The organism is Bradyrhizobium sp. 1200_D9_N1_1 (genome assembly GCF_052075915.1).
Classification (GTDB): Bacteria; Pseudomonadota; Alphaproteobacteria; order Rhizobiales; family Xanthobacteraceae; genus Bradyrhizobium; species Bradyrhizobium diazoefficiens.
The window spans coordinates 3660563-3672860 of the sequence record NZ_CP197226.1; the positions used below are offsets into that span (position 1 = coordinate 3660563).

At 66.8% G+C, this 12298-nt stretch carries 8 protein-coding genes and 1 riboswitch; of the genes, 3 read left to right on the plus strand and 5 right to left on the minus strand.

What is annotated here, in order from left to right:
- Positions 1-9: 9 nt before the first annotated feature.
- The 3 genes from gcvP to gcvT all read right to left on the minus strand — a co-directional run bounded on the left by gcvP (position 10) and on the right by gcvT (position 4561).
- Entirely contained in the window at positions 10-2874 is a 2865-nt protein-coding gene (gene gcvP, locus AB5K84_RS17480) for an aminomethyl-transferring glycine dehydrogenase (RefSeq protein WP_162603823.1), read from the minus strand.
- A 161-nt stretch (positions 2875-3035) separates the two neighbouring features.
- Positions 3036-3404, minus strand: a complete 369-nt coding sequence (gene gcvH / locus AB5K84_RS17485) for a glycine cleavage system protein GcvH (RefSeq protein WP_011088496.1) — start codon at positions 3402-3404, stop codon at positions 3036-3038.
- Positions 3405-3415: 11 nt separating this feature from the next.
- Positions 3416-4561 carry a glycine cleavage system aminomethyltransferase GcvT gene (gene gcvT / locus AB5K84_RS17490; protein ID WP_171463783.1) on the minus strand — a complete coding sequence of 382 codons (1146 nt, stop codon included), beginning with the start codon at positions 4559-4561 and terminating at the stop codon, positions 3416-3418.
- 145 nt (positions 4562-4706) lie between these two features.
- A riboswitch (glycine riboswitch) is annotated at positions 4707-4797 on the minus strand.
- 231 nt (positions 4798-5028) lie between these two features.
- On the opposite strand from gcvT, the gene alaS reads away from it, so the two are divergent.
- Both alaS and AB5K84_RS17500 read left to right on the plus strand, forming a co-directional pair.
- Entirely contained in the window at positions 5029-7707 is a 2679-nt protein-coding gene (alaS, locus tag AB5K84_RS17495; RefSeq protein ID WP_162603632.1) for an alanine--tRNA ligase, read from the plus strand.
- A gap of 4 nt (positions 7708-7711) precedes the next feature.
- Complete coding sequence (locus AB5K84_RS17500) at positions 7712-8938, plus strand: cyclic nucleotide-gated ion channel (protein WP_110116547.1); 1227 nt, start codon at positions 7712-7714, stop codon at positions 8936-8938.
- A 4-nt stretch (positions 8939-8942) separates the two neighbouring features.
- Here the strand turns inward: AB5K84_RS17500 and AB5K84_RS17505 are convergent, their stop codons facing one another.
- Both AB5K84_RS17505 and AB5K84_RS17510 read right to left on the minus strand, forming a co-directional pair.
- A complete protein-coding gene (locus tag AB5K84_RS17505) occupies positions 8943-9443 on the minus strand; it encodes a DUF3455 domain-containing protein (RefSeq protein ID WP_110116546.1) in 501 nt (166 codons plus the stop codon).
- A 95-nt stretch (positions 9444-9538) separates the two neighbouring features.
- Positions 9539-10753: an NADP-dependent isocitrate dehydrogenase gene (locus tag AB5K84_RS17510; RefSeq protein WP_011088491.1), complete on the minus strand. Its 1215-nt coding sequence runs from the start codon at positions 10751-10753 to the stop codon at positions 9539-9541.
- A gap of 338 nt (positions 10754-11091) precedes the next feature.
- Between AB5K84_RS17510 and AB5K84_RS17515 the strand changes: the two genes are divergently transcribed.
- Positions 11092-12288, plus strand: coding sequence for a TrmJ/YjtD family RNA methyltransferase (locus AB5K84_RS17515; protein ID WP_110116545.1), 1197 nt, complete (start codon positions 11092-11094; stop codon positions 12286-12288).
- The last annotated feature ends 10 nt before the right edge of the window (positions 12289-12298 follow it).

Genomic DNA, 12298 nt, shown 5'->3' on the forward strand with positions numbered 1-12298 from the left:
CGTCGCGTCTTACTCCGCCGCTTCCGCGTAGTCGCTCACCGGCGGGCACGAGCACACCAGGTTGCGGTCGCCATAGACGTTGTCGACGCGTCCGACCGGGCTCCAGTATTTGTCGGTGCGCGAGACGCCGTCGGGGAAGCAGCCCTCGGCACGGCTATAGGCGCGGGCCCACGCATCGTCGGCGATGTCGTGCACGGTGTGCGGGGCGTGGCGCAAGGGCGAGGCCTCGATCTTGAAGCGGCCGGCCTCGACCTCGGCGATCTCCTTCCGGATCGCGATCATGGCGTCGCAGAAGCGATCCAGCTCCGCCTTGGATTCCGATTCGGTCGGCTCGATCATCAGCGTGCCCGGCACCGGGAAGCTCATGGTCGGCGCGTGGAAGCCGTAGTCGATCAGGCGTTTTGCGATGTCGTCGACGGTGACGCCGCTGGTCGTCTTCAGCGGCCTGGGATCGACGATGCATTCATGCGCGACGCGACCCTTCGCGTTCTTGTAGAGCACCGGGAAATGCGCATCGAGCCGCGCTGCCACGTAGTTGGCGTTGAGGATCGCGATCTCGGTGGCGCGCTTCAGGCCTTCGCCGCCCATCATCAGGATGTAGATGTAGGAGATGGTCAGGATCGAGGCCGAGCCGAACGGTGCGGCCGAGACCGGGCCGACCGGTGCGTCGCCTCGCGTCGCCGGATGGCCCGGCAGGAACGGCGCGAGATGCGCCTTCACGCCGATCGGGCCCATGCCCGGGCCGCCGCCGCCATGCGGGATGCAGAAGGTCTTGTGCAGGTTGAGGTGGCTGACGTCGGCGCCGTAATCGCCGGGCCGGGACAGGCCGACCTGCGCGTTGAGGTTGGCGCCGTCGAGATACACTTGGCCGCCATGGCCGTGGACGATGTCGCAGATCTCGCTTATGTGCTCCTCGAACACGCCGTGGGTCGAGGGATAGGTGATCATGACCGCGGCGAGGTCATTCGCATGCTTGTCGGCCTTGGCGCGGAGATCGTTGACGTCGACGTCGCCGTTCTTCTCGCAGGCAACCACCACCACGTCCATGCCGACCATCGCGGCCGAGGCCGGGTTGGTGCCGTGGGCGGAGGAGGGGATCAGGCAGATCTTGCGGTGGCTCTCGCCGCGCGCGGCGTGATAGCCGCGGATGGCCAGAAGGCCGGCGTACTCGCCTTGCGCGCCGGAATTCGGCTGCAGCGAGATCGCGTCATAGCCGGTGATGTCGCACAGCCACTTCTCCAGCCGCGCGAACAGCGCGTGATAGCCCTTGGCCTGCTCGCGCGGGGCGAACGGGTGCAGGCTGCCGAATTCCGGCCAGGTCAGCGGCATCATCTCGGTGGTCGCGTTCAGCTTCATCGTGCAGGAGCCGAGCGGGATCATGGCGCGGTCGAGCGCGAGGTCGCGGTCGCTGAGCTTGCGCATGTAGCGCAGCATCTCGGTCTCCGAGCGATGCGCGTGGAACACCGGGTGGGTGAGGAACGCGGTCGTGCGCTTCAGCGCCTCCGGCAGCGCCTCGCGCGTGGTCGCGTCCAACTCGGCGTAAGCGAGCTGGCCGCCGAAGGCGCGCCAGACCGCCTCGACGGTCGCGGGCGTGGTGGTCTCGTCGAGCGCGATGCGCAGTGCGGTTTCACCGACGCCGAGATTGATCTTCTCGGCCGCCGCGCGCGCGACGATCTCGGCGCGTTTGGCGCCGGCATCGACGCTGAGCGTGTCGAAGAAGGTTTCCGATTGCGGCGCAAAGCCGAGCTTACGCAGGCCCGCGGCGAGCACGGCGGCGCGGCGATGCACCTGGCGTGCGATCTGCGAAAGCCCCTCGGGGCCGTGATAGACCGCATACATCGCGGCGATCACGGCGAGCAGCACCTGCGCGGTGCAGATGTTGGAGGTCGCCTTCTCGCGGCGGATGTGCTGCTCGCGGGTCTGCAGCGCGAGGCGGTAGGCCGGCATCCCGCGCGAATCCACGGAGAGGCCGACGATGCGGCCGGGCAGCGAGCGCTTCAGCGCATCGCGCACCGCCATATAGGCCGCGTGCGGTCCGCCATAGCCCATCGGCACGCCGAAACGCTGCGCCGAACCGATCGCGATGTCGGCACCGAGCTCGCCGGGCGAGGCGAGCAGTGTCAGGGCCAGCAGGTCGGCGGCAACGATCGCAAGTGCGCCCTTGGCCTTCAACGCCGCGATCGCGGGCCTGAGGTCGCGCAACTCGCCCGATGAGCCCGGATATTGCAGCAGCGCGCCGAGCACGTCGGCCTTGTCGAGATCGGTGAGGGGATCGCCGACGATCAAATTCCAACCCAGCGGCTCGGCGCGGGTGCGCATCACCGCCAGCGTCTGCGGATGCACGTCCTTGTCGACGAAGAAGGCCTTTGCTTCGACCCGCGAGTGCCGCTCCGCCAGCGCCATCGCCTCGGCGGCCGCGGTGGCCTCGTCGAGCAGCGAGGCGTTGGCGACGTCGAGCCCGGTGAGGTCGCAGATCATGGTCTGGAAGTTGAACAGCGCCTCCAGCCGGCCCTGGCTGATCTCGGGCTGGTAGGGCGTGTAGGCCGTGTACCAGGCCGGATTCTCCAGGATGTTGCGCTGGATCACCGCGGGCAGGATCGTGCCGGAATAGCCTTGGCCGATCAGCGAGGTGAAGACCTGGTTTTGGGCAGCGAGCTCGCCCATATGCGCGATCGCCTCGGTCTCGCTCAGCGGCTTGCCGAGATCGAGCGGGGCGGCCTGCCGGATCGAGGCCGGCAGCGTCTCCGCCATCAGCGCGTCGACGCTTTTGGCGCCGACGGTCTCCAGCATCGCGGCGACGTCGCGCGCCGACGGGCCGATGTGGCGGCGAGCGAAATTGGTGGTGTCGCCGTTGGATTTGCGGTGCGCGGTCATCATGGGTCCTCGCTTTAGGTCATCTGTCGCTGTCATCGTCCGCGAAGGCGGACGATCCAGTAAACGCAGGCGTTCGTGATTGAGCCGATGGGCCGCGGCGTACTGGATCACCCGCCTTCGCGGGTGATGACACCGAATGTGAGGTCAGAGTTCGCTTCATCTCACGCCGTGTGGGCCTTGTAGGCGGCTTCATCCATGAGGCCGCCGAGTTCGCTCTTGTCGGCAATCTTGATCTTGAAGAACCAGGCCTTGCCTTGTGCATCCGAGTTCACCAGCGCCGGCTCGGCGGCGAGCGCATCGTTGGTCTCGAGCACCTCGCCCGTCACAGGCGCGTAGACGTCGGAGGCGGCCTTCACGGACTCCACCACGGCGGCGGCTTCCGCCTTCTTCAGCGCGCGGCCGAGCTTGGGCAGCTCGATGAACACGACGTCGCCGAGCTGCGACTGCGCGTAGTCGGTGATCCCGACGGTGGCGACATCGCCCTCGATGGCGAGCCATTCATGGTCGGAGGTGTACAGCGTCGTGGTCATTTCTGAAGTCCTCAGCGTTTGTAGGTGTTTTTCACGAAGGGCATGGCGGCGACCGTGAGCGGCAGCCGCTGGCCGCGCACCTCGGCGAACAGGCTCGTGCCGAGCGCGCTCGATGCGGTGGGCACGTAACCCATCGCGACCGGCGCGTTCAGGCTCGGGCCGAAGCCGCCCGATGTGACTTGTCCGATCGGCTCGGCGGATGCGCTATCAGCAAACAGCAGCGCGCCCTCGCGCACCGGCGCGCGGCCTTGCGCGCGCAGGCCGACGCGGCGGCGGGCCGCACCCTGGTCGAAATGAGCGAGAATCTTCTCGGCGCCGGGGAAACCACCCGCGCGCGCGCCGCCGCTGCGGCGGCTCTTCTGCACCGACCATTCCAGCGCGGCCTCGACCGGCGTGGTGGCGGTGTCGATGTCGTGGCCGTAGAGGCAGAGCCCGCCTTCCAGCCGCAGGCTGTCGCGGGCGCCGAGCCCGATCGGCATCACGTCGGGGTTTTCCAGCAGCGTTTTGGCCAGACGCTCGGCGTCCGCAGCGGGAACCGAAATCTCGAACCCGTCCTCGCCGGTGTAGCCGGAGCGCGAGACGAAGCACTTGATGCCGGCGACCTCATGCGGACCGGCGTCCATGAACTTCATGGACGGCGCCTCTGCACAGAATTTCGCCAGCACCGCTTCCGCCTTCGGACCCTGCAGCGCGATCAGCGCGCGGTCGGCCAGCGAATCGATGACGCAGTCGTCCGAGAGATGCGCGCGCAGATGCGCCTCGTCCTCTGCCTTGCAGGCGGCGTTGACGACCAGGAACAGGTGGTCGCCGAAATTGGCGACCATCAGGTCGTCGAGAATGCCGCCATCGGCATTGGTGAACTGGGCGTAGCGCTGCCGCCCCGGCGCAATCGCGACGATATCCTGCGGCACCAGCCGTTCCAGCGCGCGGGCGGCGTCCTCGACCCTGCCGGATTTCGGCCGCAGCGCGATCTGGCCCATGTGGGAGACGTCGAACAGGCCGGCCTGGCTGCGGGTATGGAGGTGTTCCTTCAGCACGCCAGCGGGGTACTGCACGGGCATGTCATAGCCCGCGAACGGCACCATCTTGCCCCCGAGGGACACATGAAGGTCGTAGAGGGGCGTACGTTTCAGGGAGTCTTGGTCGTGAGCTAGCATCACAGGGGCCCTCGGCGGTTCCCCGGGGACGATTCCCCGAGCCAACCAGTCGAAGCCCCATCTGTCGCTGTGCCTGAGAGTATTATCCCGTCGGCGGACGCTGTCCGAGCCTCAAGCTCGTCGGCGCCTCTTTCCAGATGCTGTCAAAGCCACGCGGTCCTTTTGCCTGAGAGTTTCCGGGGCGGTTGCTCCTTCGGCGCCGGCTGCCTAAAGCCGGTCTCTCCCGACGTGGCCGTACGATACAGATGGGTACAGACCACAGGCCAGCCAAGCCTGTCAACGCGGCCTTTGCGTCTTTCAACGGGATTGCAACGGGATTGAGCGCCTGCGGCAACCCTCTGATCTCTCTGCACAGTTTCTGGACAGCGAAGCTGGCCTTGTCTAAAAGCGCTTTGACCCGCAGATATCAGCCTTAATTTCCGGTTTGGACGGCGGTCGCGGGTCCGAACACACCCGATTGGATGAACATGAGCGGCGTCAACGAGATCAGGTCGACCTTTCTGAACTTCTTTGCCGAGAACGGCCACGAGATCGTGCCGTCCTCGCCACTGGTGCCGCGCAACGACCCCACGTTGATGTTCACCAATGCCGGCATGGTGCAGTTCAAGAACGTCTTCACCGGCGTCGAGAAGCGGCCCTATCAGCGCGCCACCACCTCGCAGAAATGCGTGCGCGCCGGCGGCAAGCACAACGACCTCGACAATGTCGGCTACACCGCGCGCCATCTCACCTTCTTCGAGATGCTCGGCAACTTCTCGTTCGGCGACTACTTCAAGGAGCGCGCGATCGAGCTGGCCTGGACGCTGATCACGAAGGACTTTGGGCTCAACAAGGACAAGCTGCTCGTCACCGTCTACCACACCGACGACGAGGCGCATGGGCTGTGGAAGAAGATCGCGGGCTTCTCCGACGACCGCATCATCCGCATCCCGACCTCGGACAATTTCTGGGCGATGGGCGACACCGGGCCGTGCGGCCCGTGCTCGGAGATCTTCATCGATCGCGGCGAGCACATCTGGGGCGGACCTCCGGGCTCGCCGGAAGAGGACGGCGACCGCTTCCTCGAATTCTGGAATCTCGTGTTCATGCAGTACGAGCAGGTGACGAAGGAGGAGCGCGTGGATCTGCCGCGTCCCTCGATCGACACCGGCATGGGCCTCGAGCGCATGGCCTGCATCATGCAGGGCGTCGACAGCGTGTTCGAGACCGACCTGTTCCGTCACTTGATCGACGCGACGGCCTCCGCGCTCGGCAGCGGGCCGAACGAGCAGACCGTGGCCTCGTTCCGCGTCATCGCCGACCACTTACGCTCCTCGGCCTTCCTCGTCTCCGACGGCGTGCTGCCCTCCAATGAAGGCCGCGGCTACGTGCTGCGCCGGATCATGCGCCGCGCGATGCGCCATGCGCAGCTGCTGGGTGCGAAAGAGCCGCTGATGCATCGGCTGGTCTGGGCGCTGGTCCGCGAGATGGGCCAGGCCTATCCCGAGCTGATGCGCGCGGAGAAGCTGATCGAGGAAACGCTGCGGCTGGAAGAGACCCGTTTCCGCAAGACGCTGACGCGCGGCCTCGCCATCCTCGACGAGAAGAGCGCTTCGTTGAAAAAGGGCGACATGTTCGACGGCGACGTCGCCTTCACGCTCTACGACACCTACGGCTTCCCGCTCGACCTGACGCAGGACGCGCTGAAGTCGCGCGGCATCGGCGTGGACCAGTCCGCCTTCACCGATGCGATGGAGCGCCAGAAAGCCAAGGCGCGCGAGTCCTGGAAGGGCTCGGGCGAGGCGGCTTCCGAAGCGATCTGGTTCCCGCTGCGCGAGAAGCTCGGCGCCACCGAATTCCTCGGCTACGAGACCGAGAGTGCCGAAGGCGTGGTCTCCGCGCTGGTCAAGGACGGCCAGGAAGTCGCCAGCCTCAAGGCCGGCGAGACCGGCGCGCTGGTGCTGAACCAGACACCGTTCTACGCGGAGTCCGGCGGCCAGGTCGGCGACACCGGTGTTTTGACCGGCGAGGGCGGCATCAAGTTCCGCGTCACCGACACGCAGAAGAAGCTCGGCGATCTCTTCGTCCACGTCGGCACGGTCGAGAGCGGCGAGCTGAAGCTCGGCACCGCGCTGCAGCTCGAGGTCGATCATTCGCGCCGCTCCTCGATCCGCGCCCATCACTCGGCGACGCATCTCATTCACGAGGCGCTGCGGCAGGTGCTCGGCGACCACATCGCCCAGCGCGGCTCGATGGTCGCGCCCGACCGGCTGCGCTTCGACTTCGTGCATCCGAAGCCGATCACGGCGGAGGAGCTTGCCCGCGTCGAGGACATCGCCAACGACGTGGTGCTGGAGAACGACGAGGTCACCACGCGCGTGATGGGTGTCGATGAAGCGCGTGAGGCCGGGGCGCGCGCGCTGTTCGGCGAGAAATACGGCGACGAGGTCCGCGTCGTCTCGATGGGCAGGACCGCGCGCGAACGCGGCGCCAACGCGCTCGGCTGGTCGGTCGAGCTCTGCGGCGGCACCCATGTGCGGCGCACCGGCGACATCGGCCTGATCACGCTGACCGGTGAGAGCGCGGTCGCCTCGGGCGTGCGCCGCATCGAGGCGCTGACCGGCAACTACGCGCGCAAGCACGCCAACGACACCATGGCGCTGGCGAAGACCGCGGCGAACGAGCTGCGCACCTCGATCGACGACGTGCCGGCGCGCATCACCGCGCTGATGGAGGAGCGCAAGAAGCTCGAGCGCGAGCTTTCCGACGCCCGCAAGAAGCTCGCAATGGGCGGCGGTGCGGCGAGCAGCAACGGCGCAGCCTCGGGCGTGCGCGAGGTCGGCGACGTCAAGCTGATGGCGCGTGCGGTCGAGGGCATCGAGATGAAGGATCTCAAGAGCCTCGCCGACGACGGCAAGAAGCAGATCGGCTCCGGCGTGGTCGCCATCGTCGGCGTCACCGGGGACGGCAAGGCCGGCATCGTGGTGGGCGTCACCGCCGATCTCACCGCGCGCTTCAACGCCGTGAACCTCGTGCGTGTCGCCTCCGAAGCGCTCGGCGGCAAGGGCGGCGGCGGCCGGCCCGACATGGCGCAGGCCGGTGGCCCCGATGGGGCCAGGGCGCCCGAGGCGCTCGCGGCGATCGAAAAAGCCATGGCGGGCGCGTGAGGCCGTGGGCCTCATTCCGCGAGGACGTGGGCTTCGCGACCCCAATTTAAGGGATCGCCTCTACGAATTGCTGGAGCACGATCCGCTGGCCTATTCGGTCGGGTCGCGCTTCATCCAGCTGATCATCGGCGTCATCGTGCTCGACGTGGTCGCGATGGTCCTCGCCTCGGTGCCGGATCTGGACGCGCAGTTCGGCACGCTGTTCTCGGCGATTAAGGTCTTCGCCGTGATCGTGTTCGCGCTGGAATATGCCGCGCGGCTGTGGACGGTCGCCGGACACACCCAGCGCAAGGCGTCCGCGCTGTCCGACCGGCTCTCTTATGCCTTCTCCGCGCTCGGCATCATCGACCTCATGGCGTTCCTGCCCGCGGCAATCGTGCTCGCCACGGGCCGGCATGCGACGCTGGCGGCGCTCGGCGTGCTGCCGTTCTTCAAGCTGATCCGCTATTCGCCGGCAATGCGCTCGCTGCTCGCCGCCGTGCACGCCGAGCGGCGGGCGCTGATCGGCTGCATCGTCATCCTGATCGGCGTGGTCCTGACCTTCGCCTCGCTGCTCTACGCCATCGAGCGCGACGTGCAGCCGGACAAGCTCGGCACCATCCCGCAGGCGATGTGGTGGGCGATCGTGACGCTCGGCACCGTCGGCTATGGCGACGTCGTGCCGGTGACGGCGCTCGGCAAGTTCGTCTCGGTGTTCGCGATCATCTCAGGCTTTGCCATGATCGCGCTGCCGGTCGCGATCATCTCGACCGCCTTCGCGGAAGAGGTGAAGCGGCGCGACTTCGTCGTCACCTGGGGCATGCTGGCGCGGGTGCCGCTGTTCTCGCATTTGTCGGCCTCGGAGATCGCCGACATTATGCGGCTCTTGCGCGCGCGCACCATCGAGCAGGGCGAGATTTTGGTGCGGCGAGGGGATGCCGCCACGTCGATGTATTTCATCACCGCCGGCGAGGTCGAGATCGCGCTGCCGACCCAGAATGTGCGGCTCACCGACGGCACCTTCTTCGGCGAGATCGCGCTGCTGCACAAGACCAAGCGCAGCGGCACGGTGACGGCGACGCGCAAGACGCGCCTGCTGGTGCTCGACGCCCAGGATTTCCACGCCCTGATCGAGCGCATGCCGACGCTCGCGGCCCACGTCCACAAGACCGCGAAGGCGCGGCTGGAAGAGACCGGCGATCTCGCTGCGGCGGAACTGGCCCAGGCCGAGCGCGAGGGCACCGACCGCTGAGCGGTCAGCCCTTCTTCAGGAAAACATAGTCCGCCGAGTACGGCGCGCTTTTGAACTCGCCGGCCTTGTCGCAAGACCCCTCGAGCTTGCCGCCATGGGTGTTGATGCGCTGGACGGTGGTGACCGGCGTCAGGACGCCGCTGCCGCGGCGGGAGGCGACCTCCAGCTTCAGCCAGGGGATATCGGCGGCGGTGGCGCCGGGCGCGTTGCCGATGGCCTTGCCGACCACGGCGCTGCTGTCGGCAAGCTCCCAGCTCGGCCCGGCATAGTGGCGCCCTACGGTCTTGCCTTCGGAGAGCAGCGTGGCGATCGGCTCGCGGAAGGCCCAGGCGAGCTTGCCCTCAGCGCCGGCCTTGCACTCATAGACCTGCGCGCCCTCGGCGTGGACGCTCAGCACGACGGTCTCGCCCGGTGCGGCGATGGCCTCGGGAAGCGGCTCCGCAGCTCCCGCCGGCCCGATCAGGGCCGCGAGCATCAGGGTGGGGGCGGCAAGCTTGCTGAACATGGTGGTCTCCGCAAAGGGTTAAAAAACGAACGGGCCGCGCTCAAAGGCGCGGCCCGTGATGATGTCCGGCCCAGTCGGGCGAAATTGCGGTCGGCTTACGCCGCCATCGCCTTGGTGAGGTTCTCCGCGACTTTGTCGAGGAAGCCGGTGGTCGAGAGCCAGCGCTGGTCGGCGCCGACCAGCAGCGCGAGGTCCTTGGTCATGTAGCCGGCCTCGACGGTGTCGACGCAGACCTTCTCGAGGGTGTTCGCGAACTTGGCGAGCTCGGCGTTGTTGTCGAGCTTGGCGCGGTGGGCGAGGCCACGGGTCCAGGCGAAGATCGACGCGATCGAGTTGGTCGAGGTCTCCTTGCCCTTCTGGTGCTCGCGGTAGTGGCGGGTCACCGTGCCGTGGGCGGCTTCCGCTTCCACGGTCTTGCCGTCCGGGGTGAGCAGCACCGAGGTCATCAGGCCGAGCGAGCCGTAGCCCTGCGCGACCGTGTCGGACTGCACGTCGCCGTCGTAGTTCTTGCAGGCCCAGACATAGCCGCCGGACCATTTCAGCGCCGAGGCCACCATGTCGTCGATCAGGCGGTGCTCGTAGGTCAGGCCCTTGGCCTCGAATTCCTTCTTGAACTCGCGGTCGTAGATGTCCTGGAAGATGTCCTTGAAGCGACCGTCATAGACCTTGAGGATGGTGTTCTTGGTCGAGAGATAGACCGGGTAGTTGCGCAGCAGGCCGTAGTTCAGCGAGGCGCGGGCGAAGTCGATGATGGAGTCGTCGAGATTGTACATCTCCATGGCGACGCCGGCGCCGGGGGCCTTGAACACTTCCTTCTCGATCACGGTGCCGTCCTCGCCGACGAACTTCATCGACAGGGTGCCCTTGCCCGGGAACTTGAAATCGGTGGCGCGGTACTGGTCGCCATAGGCGTGGCGGCCGATGATGATCGGCTTGGTCCAGCCGGGAACCAGGCGCGGCACGTTCTTGCAGATGATCGGCTCGCGGAAGATCACGCCGCCGAGGATGTTGCGGATGGTGCCGTTCGGCGACTTCCACATCTGCTTGAGGTTGAACTCCTTCACCCGGGCCTCATCAGGGGTGATGGTGGCGCACTTGACGCCGACGCCGACCTTCTTGATCGCTTCGGCGGCGTCGATGGTCACCTGATCGTTGGTGTGGTCGCGGTATTCCATCCCCAGGTCGAAATACATCAGCTCGACATCCAGGAACGGGGTGATCAGCTTGTCCTTGATGTACTGCCAGATGATCCGGGTCATCTCGTCGCCATCGAGTTCGACGACGGGATTGGATACCTTGATTTTTGCCATGATCGGGGAAGCCTCTTGGGAACGGCGCTATTGGCGCGCCACGGGAATATCCGCCGCCTCTTAGCACCGCCGCGCGGCGGGCGAAAGCCAAGGGATTATGCACTTTTAGCTCATCCAGCTTCCCCAGATGGGGGGCGGGGAGCGGCCCGCCGGCGAGGGCCGGCCTGAGGCTTCAGAAGAGATTCAAAAGTCGAATCCAAGTCGTTATTTCCCTTGAGAATTTCGTCAGGACAGGCAAACGACAGGCGGGCAGGGCGCGCCGGCTGGCGATGGGCCTTGAATCAATTCCTGAGAGCGCCTTGCCAAGGCCTTGAGACGAAGAGTGAAAGCGAAACGAAATGTCGGGGACTGACAAGAGCAAGGCGGGTCTTTCCCTCGACGGTCCGATCGTGATCCTGGTCGAGCCGCAGCTTGGCGAAAACATCGGCATGGCCGCGCGCGCCATGGGCAACTTCGCCCTGAGCCGCTTGCGCATCGTCAAACCCCGCGACGGCTGGCCCAACATCGCCGCCCAGCGCGCCGCCGCCGGCGCCGACTATATTCTGGAAAAGGTCGAATTGTTCGACACGGTCGGTGAGGCCGTCGCCGATCTCGACCTGCTGTTCGCCACCACGGCGCGCCCCCATGACCAGGCCAAGCCGGTGGTGGGTCCGGAAGCCGCAGCGGCCGAGATCTCCGGACACGTCGCGACCGGGGGCAAGGCCGGTATCCTGTTCGGCCGCGAGCGCTGGGGGCTGACCAACGAGGAGGTCGGCCTCGCCAACCGCATCATCACCTTCCCGGTCAATCCGGGCTTCGCCTCGCTCAACCTCGCCCAGGCCGTGCTGCTGATCGGCTATGAATGGTTCAAGCTGGCGACATCCGGCGAGCTGCCACACGCCATGCCGGAGCGCTCCGAGCGCGCCTCGCAGCACCAGATGCAGGCCTTCTTCGACAATCTCGTGCGCGAGCTCGACAAGGTCGAGTTCCTGCGGCCGGCCGAGAAGCGCGACACCATGCTGGTCAACCTGCGCAACATCTTCAGCCGGATGGAGCCGACCAAGCAGGACATGCACACCCTCCATGGCGTCGTCATGGCGATCGCGGAGGGGCGCAAGGGCCCGGCCAAGGGCGGCGTGCTCGACGGCGAGCAGGCAACCCGCCTGCGCGCGCTCTTGGCCGAGCACGGCCAGGGCGGCGGTGTCCCCGACAGCGGCTCGACCGTGCGCGGGCTCGCCCGCCTGCTCCGCCGCAACCCGACCGACGCCGAGCGCCTGCTCTGGCAGGCCCTGACCCGCGACCGCCGCTTCGCAGGCCAGTTCAAGCGCCAGACCCCGGTCGGCCGCCACATCCCGGACTTCGTCTCGTTCCCGCACCGGATCGCGATCGAGTTGGTGAACCCGGGCGAGGGCGAGACCATCGCGGCGGACCGGGCGGGACGGCGGACGTGGCTCGAGGCGCGCGACTATCGCGTGCTGGAGATCCGGGCGGCGGATGTGGAGCGGGATCTGGAGAGCGGCCTTACGGTTCTCCAGTCCATGATGTCCAAGACCTGAAGTACCCAAG